The sequence below is a fragment of the Mycolicibacterium llatzerense genome (assembly GCF_025331195.1).
GTDB classification, from domain to species: Bacteria; Actinomycetota; Actinomycetes; order Mycobacteriales; family Mycobacteriaceae; genus Mycobacterium; species Mycobacterium llatzerense.
Map to the genome: position 1 here is coordinate 27,537 of NZ_LXOV01000015.1, position 22,229 is coordinate 49,765.

At 66.7% G+C, this 22,229-nt stretch carries 24 protein-coding genes; 17 read left to right on the forward strand and 7 right to left on the reverse strand.

What is annotated here, in order from left to right; genetic code table 11:
• Positions 1 to 36: 36 nt before the first annotated feature.
• The 3 genes from A7G45_RS23260 to prfB are packed head-to-tail and all read right to left on the reverse strand — an operon-like array spanning position 37 to position 2,679.
• Positions 37 to 576 carry an Rv3103c family proline-rich protein gene (locus tag A7G45_RS23260; protein ID WP_260940528.1) on the reverse strand — a complete coding sequence of 180 codons (540 nt, stop codon included), beginning with the start codon at positions 574 to 576 and terminating at the stop codon, positions 37 to 39.
• Positions 576 to 1,571: a mechanosensitive ion channel family protein gene (locus A7G45_RS23265; protein WP_043394720.1), complete on the reverse strand. Its 996-nt coding sequence runs from the start codon at positions 1,569 to 1,571 to the stop codon at positions 576 to 578. The genes A7G45_RS23260 and A7G45_RS23265 overlap by 1 nt, the downstream gene beginning before the upstream one ends.
• Positions 1,564 to 2,679 carry a peptide chain release factor 2 gene (prfB, locus tag A7G45_RS23270; RefSeq protein WP_260940531.1) on the reverse strand — a complete coding sequence of 372 codons (1,116 nt, stop codon included), beginning with the start codon at positions 2,677 to 2,679 and terminating at the stop codon, positions 1,564 to 1,566. Before prfB ends, A7G45_RS23265 begins: the two co-directional genes overlap by 8 nt.
• A gap of 148 nt (positions 2,680 to 2,827) precedes the next feature.
• On the opposite strand from prfB, the gene A7G45_RS23275 reads away from it, so the two are divergent.
• Positions 2,828 to 4,204 (forward strand): FAD-dependent oxidoreductase, encoded by a 1,377-nt coding sequence (locus A7G45_RS23275; protein ID WP_260940533.1) that lies wholly within the window; start codon positions 2,828 to 2,830, stop codon positions 4,202 to 4,204.
• A gap of 36 nt (positions 4,205 to 4,240) precedes the next feature.
• Here the strand turns inward: A7G45_RS23275 and A7G45_RS23280 are convergent, their stop codons facing one another.
• Positions 4,241 to 4,597, reverse strand: coding sequence for a hypothetical protein (locus tag A7G45_RS23280; protein ID WP_260940535.1), 357 nt, complete (start codon positions 4,595 to 4,597; stop codon positions 4,241 to 4,243).
• A 216-nt stretch (positions 4,598 to 4,813) separates the two neighbouring features.
• Complete coding sequence (locus A7G45_RS23285; RefSeq protein ID WP_377042159.1) at positions 4,814 to 5,110, reverse strand: hypothetical protein; 297 nt, start codon at positions 5,108 to 5,110, stop codon at positions 4,814 to 4,816.
• 44 nt (positions 5,111 to 5,154) lie between these two features.
• Here A7G45_RS23285 and hisN point away from each other — a divergent pair, with 44 nt between their 5' ends.
• From hisN to A7G45_RS23300, 3 genes are all read left to right on the forward strand, one after another.
• On the forward strand, positions 5,155 to 5,931 hold the full coding sequence (gene hisN, locus A7G45_RS23290) for a histidinol-phosphatase (protein ID WP_260940538.1): 777 nt from the start codon (positions 5,155 to 5,157) through the stop codon (positions 5,929 to 5,931).
• Between the two features lie 168 nt (positions 5,932 to 6,099).
• Positions 6,100 to 7,506 (forward strand): acyl-CoA dehydrogenase family protein, encoded by a 1,407-nt coding sequence (locus A7G45_RS23295; protein WP_260940539.1) that lies wholly within the window; start codon positions 6,100 to 6,102, stop codon positions 7,504 to 7,506.
• A 48-nt stretch (positions 7,507 to 7,554) separates the two neighbouring features.
• A complete protein-coding gene (locus A7G45_RS23300; RefSeq protein WP_260940540.1) occupies positions 7,555 to 8,766 on the forward strand; it encodes an acyl-CoA dehydrogenase family protein in 1,212 nt (403 codons plus the stop codon).
• Positions 8,767 to 8,797: 31 nt separating this feature from the next.
• Here the strand turns inward: A7G45_RS23300 and A7G45_RS23305 are convergent, their stop codons facing one another.
• Together A7G45_RS23305 and A7G45_RS23310 are read right to left on the reverse strand one after the other, a co-directional pair.
• Positions 8,798 to 9,982 carry a serine hydrolase domain-containing protein gene (locus tag A7G45_RS23305; RefSeq protein ID WP_260940541.1) on the reverse strand — a complete coding sequence of 395 codons (1,185 nt, stop codon included), beginning with the start codon at positions 9,980 to 9,982 and terminating at the stop codon, positions 8,798 to 8,800.
• A 69-nt stretch (positions 9,983 to 10,051) separates the two neighbouring features.
• Positions 10,052 to 11,041 (reverse strand): esterase family protein, encoded by a 990-nt coding sequence (locus tag A7G45_RS23310; protein ID WP_260940542.1) that lies wholly within the window; start codon positions 11,039 to 11,041, stop codon positions 10,052 to 10,054.
• 290 nt (positions 11,042 to 11,331) lie between these two features.
• Between A7G45_RS23310 and A7G45_RS23315 the strand changes: the two genes are divergently transcribed.
• From A7G45_RS23315 to A7G45_RS23375, 13 genes are all read left to right on the forward strand, one after another.
• Positions 11,332 to 11,922, forward strand: coding sequence for a TetR/AcrR family transcriptional regulator (locus tag A7G45_RS23315; RefSeq protein ID WP_260940543.1), 591 nt, complete (start codon positions 11,332 to 11,334; stop codon positions 11,920 to 11,922).
• A 34-nt stretch (positions 11,923 to 11,956) separates the two neighbouring features.
• The gene (locus tag A7G45_RS23320) at positions 11,957 to 13,114 is read left to right on the forward strand and encodes an acyl-CoA dehydrogenase family protein (RefSeq protein WP_260940544.1); all 1,158 of its coding nucleotides are present in this window, start codon (positions 11,957 to 11,959) and stop codon (positions 13,112 to 13,114) included.
• Between the two features lie 27 nt (positions 13,115 to 13,141).
• Entirely contained in the window at positions 13,142 to 13,528 is a 387-nt protein-coding gene (locus A7G45_RS23325; protein ID WP_260940546.1) for a nitroreductase/quinone reductase family protein, read from the forward strand.
• 88 nt (positions 13,529 to 13,616) lie between these two features.
• Positions 13,617 to 14,708, forward strand: coding sequence for a homogentisate 1,2-dioxygenase (locus A7G45_RS23330; RefSeq protein WP_260940548.1), 1,092 nt, complete (start codon positions 13,617 to 13,619; stop codon positions 14,706 to 14,708).
• A 2-nt stretch (positions 14,709 to 14,710) separates the two neighbouring features.
• Positions 14,711 to 15,901: an alpha/beta hydrolase family protein gene (locus A7G45_RS23335; protein ID WP_260940549.1), complete on the forward strand. Its 1,191-nt coding sequence runs from the start codon at positions 14,711 to 14,713 to the stop codon at positions 15,899 to 15,901.
• Entirely contained in the window at positions 15,898 to 17,139 is a 1,242-nt protein-coding gene (locus tag A7G45_RS23340) for a CaiB/BaiF CoA transferase family protein (RefSeq protein WP_260940551.1), read from the forward strand. The genes A7G45_RS23335 and A7G45_RS23340 overlap by 4 nt, the downstream gene beginning before the upstream one ends.
• Positions 17,136 to 18,041 (forward strand): hydroxymethylglutaryl-CoA lyase, encoded by a 906-nt coding sequence (locus A7G45_RS23345; protein WP_260940552.1) that lies wholly within the window; start codon positions 17,136 to 17,138, stop codon positions 18,039 to 18,041. The genes A7G45_RS23340 and A7G45_RS23345 overlap by 4 nt, the downstream gene beginning before the upstream one ends.
• Before the next feature lies 1 nt (position 18,042).
• Complete coding sequence (locus A7G45_RS23350) at positions 18,043 to 18,654, forward strand: TetR/AcrR family transcriptional regulator (RefSeq protein ID WP_260940554.1); 612 nt, start codon at positions 18,043 to 18,045, stop codon at positions 18,652 to 18,654.
• Between the two features lie 18 nt (positions 18,655 to 18,672).
• Positions 18,673 to 19,911: an acyl-CoA dehydrogenase family protein gene (locus A7G45_RS23355; RefSeq protein ID WP_133762161.1), complete on the forward strand. Its 1,239-nt coding sequence runs from the start codon at positions 18,673 to 18,675 to the stop codon at positions 19,909 to 19,911.
• Positions 19,908 to 20,879: a phosphotransferase family protein gene (locus tag A7G45_RS23360; RefSeq protein ID WP_260940557.1), complete on the forward strand. Its 972-nt coding sequence runs from the start codon at positions 19,908 to 19,910 to the stop codon at positions 20,877 to 20,879. The genes A7G45_RS23355 and A7G45_RS23360 overlap by 4 nt, the downstream gene beginning before the upstream one ends.
• Positions 20,876 to 21,217, forward strand: coding sequence for a DUF6285 domain-containing protein (locus tag A7G45_RS23365; RefSeq protein WP_260940559.1), 342 nt, complete (start codon positions 20,876 to 20,878; stop codon positions 21,215 to 21,217). The genes A7G45_RS23360 and A7G45_RS23365 overlap by 4 nt, the downstream gene beginning before the upstream one ends.
• 46 nt (positions 21,218 to 21,263) lie before the next feature.
• Entirely contained in the window at positions 21,264 to 21,656 is a 393-nt protein-coding gene (locus A7G45_RS23370; protein ID WP_260940561.1) for an Rv3143 family two-component system response regulator, read from the forward strand.
• Positions 21,657 to 21,849: 193 nt separating this feature from the next.
• Positions 21,850 to 22,224: an NADH-quinone oxidoreductase subunit A gene (locus tag A7G45_RS23375; protein ID WP_043400785.1), complete on the forward strand. Its 375-nt coding sequence runs from the start codon at positions 21,850 to 21,852 to the stop codon at positions 22,222 to 22,224.
• Positions 22,225 to 22,229: the final 5 nt, after the last annotated feature.

Below are 22,229 nucleotides of genomic sequence, written 5' to 3' on the forward strand. Positions count from 1 at the left end.
TCGGACGCCGCCGTGTGACGGGTGAGGCTGATGCTGCTAGCTCGGCGCCGGTGCCGCGCCGGGCGAAACGATGGTGGTCGTGACCGGGCCGGGCGGCGCAGCGGCCGGCAGCGGGCCGGGTGGCGCCGCGGGTGCCGGAGCCGGAGTTGGGGCCGGCGCCAGGCCGGGCAGCACCGGCAGCGTGACCGGCGGCAGGATCCCCGGCGCCGGGGTGATGACCGTCGTGGTGGGCGGCGCCGACGTGCTGGATGTGGTCGAGGTGGTCGTCGTCGTTTCAGTCGTGTCAGTCGTCTCGGTGGTCTCCGTCGGCGTCGGCCGGTACGTCGACTTCGGGCGAGTGTTCACATCGGTGCGCGGCACCCAGGTGTAATCGGGGTTGGGCACGAAGCCCGGCGGCACGACCGCGGGCGGCGGTGTCGGCGGTGGTGGTGGCGGCGCGTAGGTCTGGTGCACCCAGTACGCCACGAAGAACGCCACGATCAGGCCGAGAGTCGACGTCCGGACCCGGCCCAGGATGTACTCGGGCCACGCTCGCGAGTCGCTGTGCTTGGCAGTCAGACGAGACAGCGCATTCATCAGTGCTCGTCCCCCGGCCCCTGGGTCTTGTCCTCGGCACCGGCGACAGTGGCCGGGTGCACCATGGCCTCAACTTCGGGCTCGCTGTCGTGCGGGCTCTCGATACCTGCCCGGCCCAGCGCGGAGACGACCATCACCCGCAGCCGCCGGCCGACCTCGAACTGCTTGCCGGGCAGCGTCCGGGCCACCATCCGCAGGTTCACGGTGTCCAGCTCGATGCTCTCCACGCCCATCAACTGGGGTTTGTCGAGGAGCAGGGTGCGCAATTGGTGGTCCGCCATCGCGCGTTCGCAGACCCGGCCCAGTACCTCGTTGACCTTGCCCAGGTCCGCGGTCGTCGGCACCGGAATGTCCACGACCGCACGTGCCCAGTCCTTGGAGAGGTTGACGGTCTTGGCGATCTGCCCGTTCGGGATCGTGTACACCTCGCCGTCGCTGGAACGCAGCTTGGTGACGCGCAACGTGACGTCTTCGACCGTGCCCTCGGCGGGCGTGTTGATGCCGCTGACGGTGAGGGACACGAGGTCACCGAAGCCGTACTGCTTCTCGGTGATGATGAAGAACCCGGCGAGCAGGTCCTGCACGATGCGCTGCGCGCCGAAGCCCAGCGCCGCGCCCAGCACGGCGGCGGGCGCGACCAGCGAACCGATGGGAATCCCGAGGATTTCGATGACGTCGACCAGCACGATCACCGAAACCAGAGCAATCGACACCCACGAGATCACCGAAGCGACGGCTTGCCGGTGCTTGGTGGTCTCCGACCGGACCAGCGCGTCGCTCTCCTGAAAACGCTCGTCGATGCGGGCGGTGATCCGGTGCGTCAGCCAGCCGACGAACCGTGCGATCAGCATCGCCGCGATGACGAGCATGACGATCCGCAGCCCGCGGGTGATGATCCAGGCGCCGATCGAGCCGCGCCAGAAGTCGTGCCACTGTTGGGCCCACCAACCGAATGACTCCGGTTGGCTCGCGGCGATCAGAGAGAAATTAATCATCGTCTTTTCGGTTGCGCCAGCGGATTCCGGCCTCCAGGAAGCCGTCGATGTCGCCGTCGAGCACCGAGGCCGGGTTGCCGACCTCGAACTCGGTGCGCAGGTCCTTCACCATCTGATAGGGGTGCAGCACGTACGAACGCATCTGGTTGCCCCAGGAGCTGCCGCCGTCGCCCTTGAGGGCGTCCATCTCGGCCCGCTCTTCGAGGCGCTTGCGTTCCAGCAGCTTGGCGCTGAGCACTCGCATCGCGGAAACCTTGTTCTGCAGCTGCGATTTCTCGTTCTGACAGGTCACCACGATGCCCGTCGGGATGTGTGTCAGCCGGACCGCGGAGTCGGTGGTGTTCACGGACTGACCACCCGGACCGCTGGACCGGTAGACGTCGACCCGGATGTCACCTTCGGGGATGTCGATGGAGTCGGCGGTCTCGACGACCGGCAGCACCTCGACGTCGGCGAACGACGTCTGGCGCCGGCTCTGGTTGTCGAACGGGCTGATCCGCACGAGCCGGTGGGTGCCCTGTTCGACCGACAACGTGCCGTACGCGAACGGCGTGTGCACCGCGAAGGTCGCGCTCTTGATGCCCGCCTCCTCTGCGTACGACGTGTCGAAGACCTCGACCGGATACCCGTGCTTCTCGGCCCAGCGGATGTACATGCGCATCAGCATCTCGGCCCAGTCGGCAGCGTCCACACCACCGGCGCCGGAGCGGATGGTCACGACAGCTTCCCGCTCGTCGTATTCCCCCGACAGCAGCGTTCGAACCTCGAGCGCCTCGACGTCCTCGCGCAGCTTGGCCAGTTCGGCGTCGGCGTCGGCCACGGCGTCGGTCTTGGCGGCGCCCTCTTCCTCATCGGCCAGCTCGTAGAGCACGGGCAGATCCTCGATCCGCCCGCGCAACTCCTCGACGCGGCGCAGCTCACCCTGTGCATGCGACAGGCTGCTGGTCACCTTCTGCGCGTTGGCCTGGTCGTCCCACAACTTGGGATCCGAGGCTTCGTCCTCGAGTTTGGCGATCCGCGCGCGCAGACCGTCGACGTCGAGCACCCGCTCCACAGTGGTCAGAGTGCTGTCGAGGGCGGCAATGTCGGCTTGACGATCGAGGTCCACAAAGCATGAGGGTACCGACCAGTGAGACGGACTTACGCATTGCAAGCCATGATCGATTAGACCGGTTTAGCATCGCCGTGTAACCCGCTCCGCGCGTCGCGACAGCCCCTTGCGCGCACTGAGCAGAACAAGAAGGCAAACCATACATATGCGCCCTTACCATGTGGCGGTTGTCGGATCCGGCCCGTCAGGGTTTTTCGCTGCCGCGTCACTGTTGAAATTCGCCGATGCCAAGGCCGCCACCGATGATCCGGTCGACGTCCAGATCGACATGATCGAGATGCTGCCCACCCCGTGGGGACTGGTCCGCTCCGGTGTGGCTCCGGATCATCCGAAGATCAAGACGGTCTCGGCGCAGTTCGACAAGGTCGCCGACGATGCCCGGTTCCGCTTCTTCGGCAACGTCACCGTGGGTGAGCATGTGCAGGCCGCCGAGCTGGCGCAGCGGTACGACGCGGTCATCTACGCCATCGGCGCACAATCCGACCGGCCGCTGGGCGTTCCCGGCGAGGAGCTCGAAGGCAGCGTCGCTGCCGTCGACTTCGTCGGCTGGTACAACGCACATCCGCATTTCGCGACCATGAACCCCGACGTCACCCAGGACCGCGCCGTGGTGGTCGGCAACGGCAACGTGGCCCTGGACGTGGCCCGCATCCTGGTCAGCGATCCGGCCGAACTGGCCGCCACCGACATCGCCGACCACGCGTTGACGGCCCTGGGCGCTCGCGGCGTTCGCGAGGTCGTGATCATCGGGCGGCGCGGCCCGCTGCAGGCGCCGTTCACGACGCTGGAACTGCGTGAGCTCGGTGACCTGGCCGCCATGGCCGACGTCGACGTCATCGTCGATCCCGCTGACGTCGACGGCATCACCGACGCGGATCTGGAAGCCGCGGGCAAGACCGTGCGGCAGAACATCAAGATTCTGCGCAGCTACGCCGAACGTGGCGACCTCGGGCGCGAGCGGCGCATCGTCTTCAAGTTCCAGACCTCGCCGATCGAGATCAAAGGATCTGCGCGCGTCGAGTCAATTGTGTTGGGCCACAACGAATTGGTCGACGACGGTGGCCGGATCGTCGCGAAGGACAGCGGTAACCGCGAGGAACTGCCGGCCCAGCTGGTGGTGCGCGCCGTGGGCTACCGGGGCGTGCCGACCGCGGGCCTGCCATTCGATGAGCGCGCCGCGATCATCCCGCACACCGAGGGCCGGGTCGAAGGCAGCCGCAACGAGTACGTCGTCGGCTGGATCAAGCGCGGACCGTCGGGCGTCATCGGCAGCAACAAGAAGGACTCGCAGGACACCGTCAACACCCTGATCGAGGACATCTGCGGCGCGGAGCTGGCCGATTTCGGAACCACCCACGCCGAGGACCTGGCCGCCTGGTTCCTGTCCCGGCAGCCCGCGTTGGTCACCAATGACCACTGGCGCCTGATCGACGCGCACGAACGGTCGGCCGGCGAGGGCCAGAACCGGCCGCGCGTGAAGCTGACGGAGGTCGCGGAGATGCTGCGGGTAGCGCACGGCTGAGCAGCCGTGCGCCCCGGCGCGATCGTTGGTGCCCGCTCAGTGGCTGGGCCGCAGGATGCCCTGCACCGCGAAAGTCGTGAGGCTGCCGCCCGAATTGAGCAGCGACGACGTGGCTGTCGATCCAGACAGGACGCCCGAGCTCAGGGAACCCACGCCGGCCTGAAGGCCGCCGGTGTTGATCGCGGCGATGCCGGCGAGACCGCCGATGTTGTGGGTGGCGAAGTGCTGCGTGAAGCCGAGCTCGCCGCCCACGGCGCTGCCCAGCCCGTCGAGCGGCCCGCTGTCAGCTGATGCGGCGCCCGCCGACGCAAGGACCAGCAATCCGCTTGCCGTCAGCCCCACCCCAATCATCTTGGTGGCCCTACCGGTCGACGAGATCTGAGACTTGGCCATGTGCGTTCTTGTCCCCTTCTGCGGAAAGACTGTGTCCGACGGTCGAATCCGAGCCGCGCATGCCATCCGGTCAGCAAGCTCGATGCGATAGCTGGCTATTCGCACAGTGAATCTATTAGCACAGGGCAACACCGGAATTAGTCCATTCGATGGAATTTCCAGAGGGTGCTGAGCAAACTCCCAGGCGGCGTGCGCCGAAAGGTTCGGGCCGATCGACTACGCCTGCGGGGCGTGCGGCGCGAAGTTCCAGTTGTCGGGGTTCTTGGGTGAGTAGACGACGGGGACCAGTTGGCCCACCGAGGGCCAATCGGCCACATCCATCGCGATCCGGCCGTAGACCTCGTGCTCGTTCACGCTGGGGCCGTTGATGACTCCCGCGACGGTGACGAACTGCTCCCCCGTGGCATCCGGTCGCGGACTGACGCCGGTGATCAGCAGCGTCCCGCTCTCCCCGCTACGCGTACGTCGCAGCCACGGGGCAGCCAGCAGTACGAGCGCTCCGAGCAAGACAATGAGCACGACGAATTCCCACACGTACCCATGGTAGGACTGCACCCATGAGTACCACCGCAGACGACATCAACCTTGCCCTGAAATTGGCCGATCAGGCCGATGCCGTGACGTTGGACCGCTTCGGCGCACAGGACCTGCGTATCGAGACCAAACCGGATCTGACCCCGGTGACCGATGCCGACCAGTCCGTGGAACGGGTGCTGCGGGAGACTCTGTCGGCAGCTCGGCCGGACGACGCCTTGCTGGGCGAAGAGTACGGGGGCACAGCAGTTTTCGCGGGCCGGCAATGGGTGATCGACCCGATCGACGGTACCAAGAACTTCGTCCGCGGCGTCCCGGTGTGGGCCACCTTGATCGCCCTACTGGAGGACGGCGTGCCCATCGTCGGGGTGGTCAGCGCCCCGGCACTCGGACGGCGCTGGTGGGCCGGCACCGGCGAGGGCGCCTTCAGCTCATTCGCCGGCCGGACGCGCACCATCTCGGTATCGGGTGTCGACGCGCTGGACGCCGCGAGCCTGTCCTACTCGGATCTGACCACCGGCTGGGAAGACCGGCGCGACGCGTTCGTCGCACTGACCGACGCGGTGTGGCGGGTGCGGGCCTACGGCGACTTCTGGTCGTACTGCCTGCTGGCCGAAGGCGCGGTCGACATCGCCATCGAACCGGAGGTCAAGCTGTGGGATCTGGCCGCCCTGGACGTCGTCGTGCGCGAGGCCGGCGGTTCGTTCACCAACCTGGCCGGCGCGTCCGGCCCGCACGGCGGCAGCGCGGTGGCGACCAATGGGTTGCTGCACGACAAGGTGCTCGCCGCCCTCTCCTGATTTCACCCCGCCGAGTGGCCGGTTGTCGCCCGAAATTCCACGAATTGCGTGCGATAACCGGCCATTCGGCGTTGAGCAAAGTGTGAACTTGATAACACGAGCGTCCTACCTTACTCCGGAGTAAGATACGGTCATAGCGCACTGCCCCAACGACGCGAGGCTGTCGAAATGACCAACACCCTTCCCCAGAACGGCACTTCGGCCGGTTCCTCCCAGCGCCCCGTGCGCAAGGGTCCGGAGAGCGCCATCGGCCTGCAACGGCACAAGCGGACAGCGACCGACATCGGTCTGGCGCTGATCACGCCTTTTGTCGGCCAGGAATTCCTGGACAAGTACAACCTGCGCGAGCCGCTCAACCGCGGCGTGAAATACGGAGTCAAGACGGGCTTCTCCGCCGTCGGCGCCGCGAGCCGTACGTTCAAGCGCATTCCCGGACTGAACGGCGCCCCGACGCGCCTGAAGCCGGGCGGTTCGGACTACTTCGACCTGAATCCGGACGAAGACCAGCAAATGATCGTGGAGACCGTCCGCGAGTTGTCCGCTGAGATCCTGCGACCGGCCGCGCACGACGCCGACGCCGCGGCGGCCTACCCGGCCGACCTGATCGCCAAAGCCGCTGAACTCGGCATCACCGCGATCAACGTGCCCGAGGAGTTCGACGGCATCGCCGCCACCCAGAGCACCGTCACCACCGCTCTCGTCGCCGAGGCCCTGGCCTACGGCGATATGGGTCTGGCCCTGCCGATCCTGGCGCCCGGTGGCGTGGCGTCGGCCCTGACCCGCTGGGGCAGCGCCGGCCAGCAGGCCACCTACCTGCCGTCGTTCGCCGGCGAGAACGTGCCGCAGGCATGCGTCGCCATCGCCGAGCCGCACGCCCTGTTCGACCCGACCGCATTGCGGACCACCGCGGTCCGCACCCCCGGTGGTTACCGCCTCAACGGCGTGAAGTCGCTGGTCCCGGCCGCCGCCAACTCCGAGGTGTTCATCATCGGTGCGCAGCTCGACGGCAAGCCGGCGCTGTTCATCGTCGAGTCGGGCTCCGAAGGCCTGTCGGTCACGGCCGACCCGAGCATGGGCATCCGCGCCGCAGCCCTGGGCAAGGTCGAGCTGAACAACGTCGCGGTCCCGCTGGGCAACCGGCTCGGCGAGGACGAGGCCACCGACAACGACTACTCCGAAGCCATCGCGCTGTCCCGATTGGGTTGGGCCGCACTGGCAGTCGGCACCTCGCACGCGGTGCTCGACTACGTGGTGCCCTACGTCAAGGAGCGCGAGGCGTTCGGTGAGCCCATCGCCCACCGCCAGTCGGTCGCCTTCATGTGCGCCAACATCGCCATCGAGCTCGACGGCCTGCGGCTGATCGTGTGGCGCGGTGCGTCGCGCGCCGAGCAGGGCATGCCGTTCCTGCGCGAGGGCGCCCTCGCCAAGCGGTTCGCCACCGACAAGGGCATGCAGATCGGCCTCGACGGCGTGCAGCTGCTCGGCGGCCACGGCTACACCAAGGAACACCCGGTCGAGCGCTGGTACCGCGATCTGCGGGCCATCGGCGTCGCCGAAGGTGTCGTCGTTCTGTAGCCCGGCCCGGTAACCGCCCAAACTTCCAAATATCGCGAAAGACCAATCATGGCAATCAATCTGGAAATACCCCGCAAGTTGCAGGCCGTCGTCGAGAAGGGCCACCAGGGTGCCGCGGAGATGCTCCGCCCGATCTCCCGCAAGTACGACCTGGCCGAGCACGCCTATCCGTCCGAGCTCGACACCCTGGCCAGCCTGTTCGAAGGCATCCAGGAGTCCAACGCCGTCTCCATCGCCGGCGCCGGATTCTCGGCCAGCGAATCCAAGAGCAAGCACACAAACATCAACGGCGCCAACATGTCTGCGCTGCTGAATGCGCTCGAGGTCAGCTGGGGCGACGTCGCCCTGCTGCTGACCGTCCCCTACCAGGGCCTGGGCAACGCCGCGATCTCCGCGGTCGCCACCAAGGACCAGTTGGCCAAGTGGGGCAAGGTGTGGGCCGCCATGGCCATCACCGAGCCGAGCTTCGGTTCCGATTCGGCGGCGGTCTCGACCACCGCGGTGCTCGACGGCGACGAGTGGGTCATCAACGGCGAGAAGATCTTCGTCACCGCCGGTTCACGCGCCACCCACATCGTGGTGTGGGCGACGCTGGACCGCTCGCTCGGCCGCGCGGCCATCAAGTCGTTCTGCGTGCCGCGTGAGCACCCCGGCGTCATCGTCGAGCGCCTCGAGCACAAGCTCGGCATCAAGGCCTCCGACACCGCGGTCATCCGTTTCGACAACTGCCGCATCCCCAAGGACTACCTGCTCGGCGATCCGGATATCAAGGTGGACAAGGGTTTTGGCGGGGTCATGGAGACCTTCGACAACACCCGTCCGATGGTGGCCGCCATGGCCGTCGGTGTCGGCCGCGCCGCGCTGGAGGAACTGCGGACGATCCTGACCGACGCCGGCATCGAGATCTCGTACGACAAGCCGGCCCATGCGCAGAGCGCCCCGGCAGCGGAATTCCTGCGGATGGAGTCCGACTGGGAGGCCGCCTACCTGCTGTCGCTGCGCGCTGCCTGGCAGGCCGACAACAAGATCCCGAACTCCAAGGAAGCGTCCATGAGCAAGGCCAAGGCCGGGCGCATGGGCACCGACGTCACCCTCAAGGCCGTCGAATTGGCCGGCACCACCGGCTATTCCGAGGAGCCGCTGCTCGAGAAGTGGGCTCGCGACTCAAAGATTCTCGACATCTTCGAAGGCACGCAGCAGATTCAGCAGCTCGTCGTGGCACGACGTCTGCTGGGCCTGTCCTCGGCACAGCTCAAGTGACCGGTGCTCCGGTGGCCCGGCACGCGCTGGGCTACCGGAGCGCGGTCGCGAGCGCCGCGAACATCACCGCGGCCTCCGCCGGCTGGGCGCTGAACGACGGTTCTGCCACCGGCCAGGTGGACCACTGCACCATGACGAGGTCCTCACTGCGGTTGATCGCGAGCATCTGACCGAAAATGCCCAGCGCCCAAAGACACTCACTGTCCCGGGCGCTGGGCTTTTCGCTGTCCGCTGCCAGTTCGTTGTGCCACCACTGATAGCCGTACACACCATTCGGGTGCTCCGGAGAGACGGACGCGGCCGACCAGTCCGACGCATCGCGCACCCACCCATCGGGCAGAATCTTTTCGCCGCTGGGCAACACCCCGTCATTCAGCACGAACAGACCGAATCTGCCCCAGTCGGCCAGCGTCGCGTTGAACCCGTGCGCCCCGGTGTCGTGCCCCTCGTAGGAGTGCCAGACCCCGTCGGACGCCATGCCGCACGGGACCCAGATCTGCTGTTCCAGGTACCGGCTCAGCGGCATGCCGACCGTCTTCTCCAGCAGATCGCCCAGCAGCCAGGCACCGCCGCTGTTGTAGGACCACACCTGCCCGGGCTCAATGCCGTTTCTGCGCTTGAGATTTCGGACCAGATTGGCCACGGCCGGGTACACATCGGAACCCGCCTCGTACCGCGTCAACTGGGAGAATTCCGAATCAGGATCGGTGTAGTCCTCGTTCCACTGCACCCCGGACGTGTGTTGCATCAGCTGCCTGACGGTGACGCCGTCCCACGCGGTGCCGGCCAGCGTCTGGTCATAGCGAGTCAACGGATCGTCCAGGGACGCGATCGCGCCGGCCTTGACCGCGACGCCGACGAGCGTCGAGACGACGGGCTTGGCCACCGAACGCGACGTCCACAGTGTCTCGGTGGTGTTGCCGCTGCCCAGGTACTCGTACGCGACCTGGCCGTCCTTGAGCACCAGCAGTCCGGTGGCGCTCTGATGCTCCAGATAGTCGGCGAGATGACGGATCTCGCCGTCGAATTCGTACGTCACGTCAGTAAGGGGCGTAGCCGAAACGGGCAGCGCCCGTTCGGTTTCCGACCGGAACACGGTGCCCGGATAGGCGCGGTAGGTGTTGCGGAACCCGATCACCCGCTCCGCCTGGCTCCAGGTGAGCATGTCCTTCGGGTCCGGCAGGTGCGCGTCGACTGGGCTGGCGTGGACCGTCATGACCCAATCATGCACCGCGACAAGCAAACAGGCCCCGGGATTTCTCCCGGGGCCTGTTTGCTGTTGAGGTTACGACGACGGGTTTGCGCCCAGCACGCGCTGCAGGTCAGGCTTCATTGCCTGCAGCTGCTGGCCCCAGTAGCCCCAGTCGTGGGTGCCGCTGTCCGGGAAGTTGAACACGCCGTTGTTGCCGCCCGCGGCCAGGTAGTTGTCCTGGAAGGTGCGGTTGGTGCGGATGGTCAGGCCCTCGAGGAACTTGGCCGGCACGTTGTCACCACCGAGCTCGCTCGGGTTGCCGTTACCGCAGTAGACCCACAGACGGGTGTTGTTCGCGACGAGCCGCGGGATGTTGACCATCGGGTCGTTGCGCTGCCAGGCATTGTTCGGGTCGCCCGTCGAGCCCCACATGTCGTCGGCCTTGTAGCCACCGGCGTCACCCATGGAGACGTTGATCAGGAAGGGCCACCAGCCCTCGGACGGGTTCAGGAAGCCCGACATCGAGCCCGCGTAGATGAACTGTTCGGGGTGCCAGATCGCCAGGGTCATGGACGACGAACCGGCCATCGACAGGCCGACCGCGGCGCTGCCGGTGGGCTTGACCTCGCGGTTGGCCTGCAGCCACTGCGGCAGCTCCGAGGTCAGGAAGGTCTCCCACTTGTAGGTGGAGCAACCGGACTTGCCGCACGCCGGCTTGTACCAGTCGGCGTAGAAGCTGGACTGGCCGCCGACCGGCATGATGACCGACAGGCCGGAGTTGAGGTACCACTCGAAGGCGGCGGTGTTGATGTCCCAGCCGTTGTAGTCGTCCTGCGCACGGAGACCGTCGAGCAGGTACACCGCCGGGGACCCGGCGCCACCACTCTGGAACTGCACCTTGATGTCGCGGCCCATGGACGGCGACGGCACCTGTAGGTATTCGACCGGCAGGCCGGGGCGCGAGAACGCACTGGCGGTAGCTGTCTGGCCGGCAAGTCCGATGAGACCCGGGAGCAGGACGGCGGCCGAGACGGCGCCGGCGACCCTGCGCGCCAGACGGCCGCGAAGCTTGTCAACGAACATTCACAATCCCATTTCAGTATCAGGTACCGGGTATCGTGCCCACTCCACGCGATCAGACGGCGTTGGTGGCACGGCCGCGATTTCTCGCGGCCGCGTGTGGCGGGCTCAGTCTGGTACGGGAACTGAACGCACCGAATGATTCAGTTGTCTGTGGGCAGTAAAACACGCGCCGGACACGCCGAGGAACCCCCGAATCCCGCTTGAGACCAGGTTGTTGCGTACTTCGTACCGTTCAGCTACCACCCTGACGCAGAGCTACGCGGCGTTCATCCCGCCGTAGGCTGCCGTTTGTGACCATCGATCGGAACGATGTCGACGACGTGCCGGACTCCCGAGCGGGCAGCCGGTTGGGTATCGATGACTGGCGGGCTGCCGGGTACGCAATCCTGGCAGAAGAGGGTTTGAAGGCCCTGAAGATCGACCGGTTGTGCGCTCGGCTGAAGGTCACCAAGGGCAGCTTCTACTGGCACTTCGCCAACATCGCCGCCTACCGGACCGCCCTCATCCAGGGGTGGAGCGAGCTCCGCGACGCCGACCGCAGCCAGATCGAAGCGATCGGCTCCCTGGCACCACGGGACCGGCTGGTCCAGATGATGAACTCGCTGGTCAGCCCTCGGCATTGGACGCTGGAACGTGCGATGCGGGAATGGGCGCGCTCGGACCAGGCCGTCGCCGAGAGCGTCCGAGCCGCGGATCGGCGCATCCTCGCCGCGGTCCGGCGCGCGTTCGAGGACTACGGCTTCGACACCGACGAGGCGGAACTGCGAGCCGACGCCACCTTCGCCGTCGGCATCGGGTTCCTGCACCTTTCCGGGGACTCGCCGCACCCACGGCTGGCCGCCCGCAGCGAACGATTTCTCGACCTGATGCTCGCGACCTGACCTCCATACTAAAAGGTATGGTAGCGTCCGGCGCATGTTGAGTACGCAGGCCGGCATCACTGATGGATTCGTAACCGCACTCGGCGAACGCGCCGCCGAGGCCGAGAAACTCCGACGTCTCCCCGACGACACGGTGACCGACCTGATCGCGTCCGGAATCACCGAACTCCTGGTGCCGGCCCGGTATGGCGGACAGCAGGCAGCGTTCCCCGACATCCTCGATCCGGTGCGCCGACTGGCCCACGGCTGCACCTCGAGCGCCTGGACCATCGGCTTCCTGACGCTGCACAACTGGATGCTGGCGCTGTTCGGCGAGCAGGCCCAGCAGGACGCATTCGACAGCAGGCCGTTCCTCGCGCCGGCACCGCTGGCCCCGACGGGGCGGGGGCTTCCCGTCGACGGCGGCATTCGACTGACCGGGCGCTGGTCCTGGGCCACCGGGGTGATGCACGGCAACTGGATCATCGTCGCCGCGCTGTGCGGGCCGGACGACGGCATCTACCCCGCTCTCGCCCTGCTGCCGATCAGCGACGTCACGGTCGACGATGTCTGGCACACCGACGGGATGCGGGCGACCGGATCCAACGATGCTCTGGCCACCGATGTGTTCGTGCCCGAGCACCGCCTGGTCAAGGTGACCGACATCTATGCCGGCACCGCCCCCGGCGCGGGCCTGCATGACAGCGCCACCTACCGCTGGCCGATGGTGCCGGCCCTGGCCCTGCTCGCGGCGATGCCCGCGCTGGGCAGCGCCGAGCGGGTCACCGAGATCTACGCGCAGCGGCTGGCCGAGCGGGTGCTGCCGTACGAGGGTGTGATGCAGAAGGACAAGCCAATTGCCCAGGCACATTTGGCCGGAGCGCAGGTGCGGTTGCGATCACTGCGCGGACTGCTTGCCGACACGGTCGGGGAAATCGAGGACATCGTCGACTCAGGCGATTCCGTCGAGAAGCCCGTCCGCGCGCAGGCCCGGCTGGCGGCCGCGCACATCGTCGCCGAATCAAAGGCGGTGATCGGCGATCTCCTGGGCGCCGGCGGGGCCAGCATCCACTTCCTGTCCAGTCCGATGCAGCGATTCAAGCGCGACGTCGACGTGCTGGCGGGGCACGTCGTGTTCGACTACGACACCAGCCGGGAGCTGGCCGGCGCACTCACGCTCGGGATGAAGATCCCGCGGACGTCGATGATCTGACGGGGCTGAGGGTGTGAAATGAGGTCCATGCCAAACTCGCAGCCCGCGTTCACCAACTTCTTCCAGAAACGCATCGCCAACCCGGTCATGCGGCGGATGCCATTTCAGACCCTGCTGGAGACCACCGGCCGCAAGTCCGGTGAACCCCGCCGCACCCCGCTCGGCGGAAAGCTCGTCGACGGACGGTTCTGGTTCGTCTCGGAGTTCGGCGACCAGTCGCAGTACATCCGCAACATCCAAGCCGACCCACGGGTGCGAGTACGGCTGCGCGGCCGGTGGCTCAGCGGGACCGCTCACCTGGTGCCGGACGATGACGCCGCCGCGCGCCTTCGTGAATTACCGCAGTTCAACAGCTTCGGCGTGCGCACGTTCGGCACCAATCTGCTGACCGTGCGGGTCGATCTGGACCACTAGACCGCGCAACATCGGTCAGGTCATTGACGTCGAACCATAAGTAAAACTAATGTCACTTTTAGTTCCAGCAATGCGACAGGAGCGGTACATGGAATCCTTCGTTCATTTACGGAGAGGCAAGACACCCAAGCGGGTACATGCCGACCTCGACGGACTCAAGGACGACGAACTCGGGCGCGGTGGCTTCGTCGGCCGCACCGCCAACATGTACCGGCGCAATGACCCGACCGCGTACCGGACCGTTGGCCCGCTGCGCCCCACCGATGTGCTGTCGTCCGAACTGAAGCCATCGGACGCCACCGACGCGGCGGGCGCTCCCCTGCTGATGTTCTCCAATGCCGACTGCCAGGTGCTGCTGAGCCGGCGGAGTGTGGAGATGCCATTCTTCGTCCGGTACGTCGATGGCGATCTACTGCTGTTCGTACACAAGGGTTCTGGGCTGCTCGAGACCGAGTTCGGTCCGCTGCGCTACCGCGAGGGCGACTGGGTCTACCTCCCCAAGGCCTGTACGTTCCGGCAGGTGCCGGATGAGGAGTCAACCTGGCTCATGATCCAGGCCACCGAGGACTTCCGGGTGCCGCCGGCCGGCACGCTCGGCCGGCACTTCCCGTTCGACCCGGCGCAGGTCACCATCCCCGAACCGGAACCCATCGATGACGATGGCCGTGACGAGTACGAGGTGCGGCTCTACCACGACGGCGGACCCACTTCGCTTTTCTACCAACATAATCCGCTCGACGTGGAGGGCTGGCGGGGCGATAACTTCCCGTTCACCTTCAACATCGAGGACTACACCGTCATCACGTCCGAGAGCGTGCACCTGCCGCCGACGGTGCACCTGTTCATGCAGGCGACCGGGGTCTACGTGATGAACTTCCTGCCCAAGCCCGCCGAGAGCGTGCCCGGCACCGAGCGCACCCCCTGGTATCACCGCAACGTCGACTACGACGAAATCGCGTTCTTCCACTCCGGCTCGCTGTACGGCATCCCGATGCCGCCCGGTCTGGTTTCCCATGCACCGCAAGGGGTTCACCACGGGGCGCCGGAAGCGGCTCGTGAGCGCGCCCGCCGCAAGTTCGACCAATACGACCGCGTCGACTGGTCGGTGATCGCCATCGACACTCGCCGACGTCTCACACCATCCGCCGAAATTCTCGCCAACGACCTGGGGCAGCACTAGACATGACCACCACCGAAGCACCTGTGAAGCACGACTACGACCGCATTCCGTATCTGGTTGCCTACCAGAACAACTCGGCGGTTCGCGACGTCTACGGCGGCGTCGCTGAGCTGGTGGTGTTGGAGAGCTATCTGCTGCGGCCGAAAGAGAAGCCGTCCGACACCGTGCTGGTGTTCATGCACCCCATCGGTGGCGGCGCCTACCTGCCCATGATCAACGCGCTGGCCCGCGCCGGCCACCACGTCATCTACTGCAACAGCCGGTTCCGCGGCACCGATTCCGCGCTGCTGATGGAGAAGGTGGTCGAGGACCTCGGCGAGTGCATCAAGGACGCCAAGAATCGGCTGGGCTACTCGAAGGTGGTGCTCGCCGGGTGGAGCGGCGGCGGATCGCTGTCGGTGTTCTACCAGCAGCAGGCGCAGCACCCGACGGTGACCGCCAGCCCCTCCGGCGACGGCCCCGACCTGACGAAGCTGGGCCTGATCCCCGCCGACGGTCTCATGCTGCTGGCCGCCCACATCAGCCGCCACGGCACCATGACCGAGTGGATGGACGCGTCGATCCTCGACGAGAACGACCCGTCGAAGCGCGATCCGGAACTGGACCTCTACAACCCCGACAACCCGAACCAGCCGCCCTACACCGCCGAGTTCCTGCAGCGCTACCACGACGCACAGGTCGCGCGGAACCGGCGAATCACCAAGTGGGTCAAGGAAAAGCTGGCCGAACTCAAGGCCGCTGGGCGGCCCGATGACGAGTTCGCATTCGTCGTCCATGGCACCATGGCCGACCCCCGCTGGCTCGACCCGACGGTCGATCCCAACGAACGCACCCCGGGACAGTGCTATCTGGGGGATCCTCAAGTGGTGAACATGAGCCCGGTCGGCCTGGCCCGATTCTGTACGTTGCGCAGCTGGCTGTCGCAGTGGAGCTACGACGACGCCAACGGTGACGCCGTGAAGGCGGGACCCGATATCGCGGTACCGACGCTCGTCATCGGCAATCTCGCCGACGACGCCTGCACGCCCAGCCACACGCGGCGGCTGTACGAGGCGATCGGGCATCCCGACAAGGAGATGCACGAGATCCCCGGCGCCAATCACTACTACTCCGGTCCGGATCAACGCGGCACGCTGCGCCAAGCGGTCGGGGTCTGCACGGATTGGCTGCACCGGCAAGGGTTCTCGGTATGAGCGCAGCCGGTGGGCAGGAGCGCAGCGACCCGGGGAATGTGACCGGTGCGCTCGACGGCATCAGGGTCCTCGAACTCGGCACCCTGATCTCGGGGCCGTTCGCCGGGCGGCTGCTCGGCGACATGGGTGCCGAGGTACTCAAGATCGAGTTGCCGTCCTCCCCCGATCCGCTGCGGACCTGGGGCCAGGCCGAACTCGACGGACACCGGTTCTTCTGGACGGTGCACGCGCGCAACAAGAAAGCGGTGACCCTGGATCTGCGCACCGAGCGCGGCCGGGGACTGTTCCTGGACCTGGTCAAGCAGTCCGATGTGATCGTCGAGAACTTCCGGCCCGGCACCCTGGAGAAATGGAACCTGGGCTACGACGTTCTGCGCGAACACAATCGAGGCATCATCCTGGTGCGGGTGTCGGGCTACGGGCAGACCGGTCCGGACGCGGGGAAGGCCGGCTACGCGTCGGTCGCGGAGGCGGCCAGCGGGCTGCGGCACATGAACGGATTCCCTGGCGGTCCTCCCCCACGGCTCGCCCTCTCCTTGGGCGACAGCCTCGCGGGCATGTTCGCCGCCCAGGGCGCGCTCGCCGCGCTGTACCGGCGCAGCGTCACCGGGGAAGGTCAGGTCGTGGATACGGCACTCACCGAAAGTTGTTTGGCCATCCAGGAATCCACCATTCCCGACTACGACATCGGCGGTGTGGTGCGCGGACCGTCGGGCACGCGCCTGGAAGGCATCGCGCCGTCGAACATCTACCAGAGCGCCAACGGCAGCTGGGTGGTGATCGCGGCCAACCAGGACACGGTTTTCCGGCGGCTGTGTCAGGCCATGGGCCGGCCCGAACTGGCGACGGACGAGCGGTTCGTCGACCATCTGGCGCGCGGCCGCAACCAGGACGAGCTCGACAAGCTCATCGGCGACTGGGCCACACAGCGTGAGCCCCAGGACATCATCGCCACTCTGTCGGAGGCCGGGGTGATCAGCGGACCGATCAACACCGTCGCCGAAGTCATGCAAGATCCACAACTACAGGCGCGCAACATGATTGCCGACCATTGGGATGAGCGGGTGCAGCGCAACGTGAAGGGTCCCGGTGTCGTGCCGGTGCTGTCGGAGTCGCCGGGCACGATCCGCAACGGCGGATCGGCGCGGCCAGGTCAGGACAACGACGAGGTGTACGGCCGCCTGCTCGGTCTCGACGCCGAGCAGTTGGCGGCGCTGCGTGAGGAGGGCGTGCTGTGACCGACCTACCGTCCCATGTCACCATCCGCGAAGTCTGCCTGCGCGACGGTCTGCAGCTCGAAGACCCGATTCCGTTGTCCGCCAAGCTCGAACTACTCGAAGCCATCGTTGCCACGGGAGTGCGAGAGATCGAGGCGACCGCATTCGTGTCACCGTCGAAGGTGCCCGCGCTGGCCGACGCCCCCGAATTGGCAGCGGCTCTGGACGCATTTCCCGAGGTCGAGTTCTCCGCGCTCGTGGCCGGACCCGGCGGCGCAGGCCGTGCGCTCGCCGCGGGCCTGCGGTCCCTCGAGTACGTGGTATCCGCAGCCGACGGGCACAGCCAGGCGAACGTCGGGCGGTCGACGGCCGAGTCCACAGCGCTGATCGCCGACATCGTGAACCTGGCCCACGACAGCGGCGCGAGTGCAGAGGTCATCATCGCCACCGCCTGGGACTGCCCGTTCGACGGCCCCACCGACCCGAGCCGGGTCGTCGAGATCGCCGCAGCAGCACTGGAATTCGGCGCGGATCGGGTGGCCATCGCCGACACCATCGGCACCACCACCCCGCGCCGCGTCGCCGACCTGATCAGCCGGGTCCGCCCGGTCATCGGAGACCTGCCGCTCGGCGCGCATTTCCACAACACCCGGGGCTCCGGCCTGGCCAGTGCCTACGCCGCCGTGCAGGCCGGGGTGACCCGGCTCGACGCGTCGGTGGGCGGGCTGGGTGGCTGCCCATTCGCACCGGGCGCTACCGGAAACATCGCCACCGAAGATCTGGTCTACCTGTTGCGGGACAGCGACATCGACACCGGCATCAACCTGGATCTGGCGATCGACGCGGCCATGGTGGCGCAGCGCGTCGTCGGCCACGAACTGCCCAGCGCGCTGCTTCGCGCCGGTGACCGGTTGCTGGGCTGAGATGCCGTCCGACACTCTGACCGCCAAGGGCCGCCAAACCCGGGAGGCGATCGAAATGGCGGCGCGGAAGCTGTTTGCCGAGCGGGGCTTTCACGGCACGACGCTGGCGGACATCACATCGGCAGCCGGCAAGTCGTCGGCGGTGTTCTACCGATACTTCGACGACAAGGAAGACCTGCTGGCCGAATTGGCCGAGTCATTCCTGCACGACATCGTCACCCCCTCGGGGATGAGTGTGCCGCTGCCGGAGTCTCCGGAGGAGACCGACTACTTCACGACGGTGGTCACCGGATACTGGAACCTGTTCAAGCAGAACATCGGCATCATGATCGCGGTCGCCCAGTTGGGCGCCACCCAACCACGATTCGCCAAGGTGCAGCACGAGTTCCGCCGCTTCGGTATGGACATGGTCGCCGACTCGGTGCGTCACGCCGCCCAGCAGGGCTACGCCCAGGGCCTCAACGCCGAACACATCGCCGCTGCCATTGCGTTGCTGTTCGAGAACTTCACCGTGGTGGTGGTCGGCAACCCGGGATCCGAACTGCAGATCAGCGACGAGGACGCCATCACGACACTGTCGACCATCTGGAAGAAAACCCTGTACGGCTTCTGACCGAAAGAAGAGATCACCGTGGATTTCGCTCTACCGGAACACCTCCCGGGCCTGCTGGCCGAGATGGACGCCTTCATCGAGGCGGAGATCAAGCCGCTGGAACGTGAGAACATGCAGTACTTCGACCGGCGCCGCGAATTCGCGCGCACCGACCTCGAGAACGGCGGTGTGCCGACCCGGGAATGGGAGGATCTGCTCGACGAGATGCGCCGCCGCGCCGACGCGGCCGGCTGGCTGCGGTACGGCCTGCCCAGCGAGTTCGGCGGCCGCGACGGCACGAACCTGGACATGGCCGTCATCCGGGAACACCTGGCGCACAAGGGACTCGGGCTGCACAACGACCTGCAGGACGAATCGTCGATCGTCGGCAACTTCCCGCAGGTCATCATGATGAGCCGATTCGGCACCGCGGCGCAGCAGGCGGAGTGGGTCGAAGCGATGATCACGGGCAAGCGGTCGATGGCATTCGGGCTCACCGAACCCGACCACGGCAGCGACGCCACCTGGCTCGAGACGACCGCGGTCCGAGACGGTGACGGTTGGATCATCAACGGCCGCAAGCGCTGGAACACCGGAGTACACCGGGCCACCCACGACCTGATCTTCGCCCGCACCTCCGGCGAGCCCGGTCAAGCGGTCGGCATCAGCGCATTCCTGGTCCCCACCGATACGCCGGGATTCACCGTGCCGTACTACTGGTGGACGTTCAACATGCCCAGCGATCACGGCGAAGTCGAGCTGAAAGATGTTCGCGTGCCCGATGATGCGGTGCTCGGCGAGGTGGACCACGGCTTGGAGGTCGGCCAGACGTTCCTGCACGAGAACCGGATTCGGCAGGCCGCCAGCAGCCTGGGCGCCGCCCAATACTGCATCGACCGGGCCGCGCAGTATGCCGGTGAACGCGTTGTGTTCGGAAAGCCGCTGGCGGTCAACCAGGCCGTGCAGTGGCCGCTGGCCGAGTTGCAGACCGAGGCCCAGATGGTCCGGCTGCTGGTGTATTACGCCGCCTGGCACCTCGATCGGGATCACCACATGGAGGTCTCCGACAAGGTGTCGATGGCCAACTATCGCGCCAACCGGCTGGTCTGCGAGGCCGCCGACCGCGCGATGCAGATCCACGGCGGTATCGGCTACAGCCGGCACGAGCCGTTCGAGCACATCTACCGGCACCACCGCCGCTACCGGATCACCGAAGGCGCGGAGGAGATTCAGATTCGCCGGGTGGCACAGCGGATGCTGAAGTTCGGGCGCAAGTGATCGACGCCCCCGAATTGGCCCGAGCGCTCGCTGCGGTGCTCAAACCCGGGCTCGGCGAGGTCAGCGTCGAGAACCTGCGCGAGCTGACCGGCGGCGCCAGCCGTGCGACGTGGGCGTTCACCGCGACCACCGCAACCGACGTCCGCCAACTGATCCTGCGGGTCGGGCCGCCCGACGAAATCCACGCCGGCATGGAACTGGAGGCCGCCGCGCTGTCCCGGGCCGCGGCCGCGGGTGCTCCGGTCCCGCGGGTGCTGGCGGCCAGTAATTCGCCTGAGGCCCTGGGCAATCCGTTCCTGGTGTGCGACTTCGTGCCCGGCGAGACCATCGTGCGCAAGATCCAGCGGGCACTCGACGACGGTGGCCGGGTCGCCCTGCTCGAGCAGTGCGCCGAAGCGCTGGCGGCGATCCACCGCGCCGACGCCACCGGAATCGGGCTGTCGAGCGCGGACCAACTGGGATCGTGGCGGCACGAGCTCGACGAGATCGGCGACACCACAGCGACTTTCGAGTGGGCGTTCCGCTGGTTGGAGCGCAACCAGCCGGCGGATACCGGCGATCCGGTGCTGGTGCACGGTGACTTCCGGATGGGCAACCTCATCGTTGACGGCAGCCGGCTCGCCGCGGTACTGGATTGGGAACTCACCCATCGGGGCTCGCGCGCCGAGGACCTGGCCTGGTTCTGCATTCGGGCCTGGCGCTTCGGTGCGCCGCGCGCCCTGGATGCCGGCGGCCTGGGCCGTATCGAGGACTTCCTCATCGCCTACGAGCGCGCCAGCGCAGTCACGCTGGACCGCAATACCTTTCACTGGTGGCTGGTGTCGGCCACCTTGCGCTGGGGCATCATCTGCCGGTACCAGGCAGAACGCCATCTCTCGGGACAGACCAGGTCGGTGGAGTTGGCCACCATCGGCCGGCGGGTGTGCGAGACCGAATGGGACCTGCTCAATCTGCTGGAGGCGCAATGAGCCACTACCGCCCCACCGCCACCGAACTGATCGCCGCGGTGGCGGAGTTCCTGGAGACAGAAGTACGCGACGCCACAGGACCCAATAGTCGGCTCGCCGACCTGGGCGCCGTGAACTTCCACGCCCGCGTCGCCGCGAACGCGCTGCGGATCGTCGAACGCGAACTGTTGCAGGCCGGCCCGGAACCTGAGTTGCTGGGCTTCGACGACGAGCAGGCGCTGGCGAAGGCCATTCGATCCGGCGAATTCGATGATCGAACAGCCGAACTGGACCCGATGCTGCGAGCACTGGTGCGATACCGGCTGGATGTCGCACATCCGGGTTACCACCTCGAGTAGCCCGATCCGGGCCTGGCCCACCGGCGAACTGCGTACCATCGCGAACGTGGCCGATTCTGCCCTCACGATCCTGGTCTACAGCGACAATCCGAACACCCGCGACCAGGTGCGCACAGCCCTGGGACGGCGCATTCACCCGAACCTGCCCGACCTGACGTACCTCGATGTGGCGACGGCGCCCGTCGTGGTGAGCTCCGTCGACGCGGGCGGGATCGATCTGGCGATCCTCGACGGCGAAGCCACTCCCGCCGGCGGGATGGGACTGGCCAAGCAGCTCAAGGACGAGGTCGCGAACTGCCCGCCGATCGTGGTGCTCACCGGCCGCGCCGACGACGCCTGGCTGGCCTCGTGGTCGCGCGCGGAAGCCGCGGTACCGCACCCCATCGACCCGATCCGGCTCGGCGAGGCAGTGGTGGCAGTGCTGTCTCCACAGCGGTGAAACAGTGCGTTAACCAGCACGAAATGGCCTGTGGCCGTTCACTCTTCGCGTCAGCGGCGGTGCGGCGCGGGAACGTCAGGAACTGATCATGATCCTAGCCAAAATGCGGCGGCCGTTCCGTTAACCAGGCTAAGCTGTGGGCCAGCTCACATCGACAGCTCGACGAGGGAGCCGCACAGGGCATGGCGCACGCATGAACGTCTACATCCCCATCCTGGTACTCGGCGCGATCGCCGCTGCGTTCGCGGTGGGTTCGGTCGGAATTGCGCTGGTCATCGGCCCTCGCCGGTACAACCGGGCCAAGCTGGAGGCCTACGAATGCGGTATCGAACCGATGGCGCCCGGCTCTCCGGGACATGAGACGACGGGCCAGCGATTCCCGGTCAAGTACTACCTGACCGCCATGCTGTTCATCGTCTTCGACATCGAGATCGTCTTCCTGTACCCCTGGGCCGTTTCCTTCGAATCGCTGGGGGTATTCGCCGTGGTGGAGATGCTGCTGTTCATGCTGACGGTGTTCGTCGCCTACGCATACATCTGGCGACGCGGCGGACTGAGCTGGGACTGAGGACA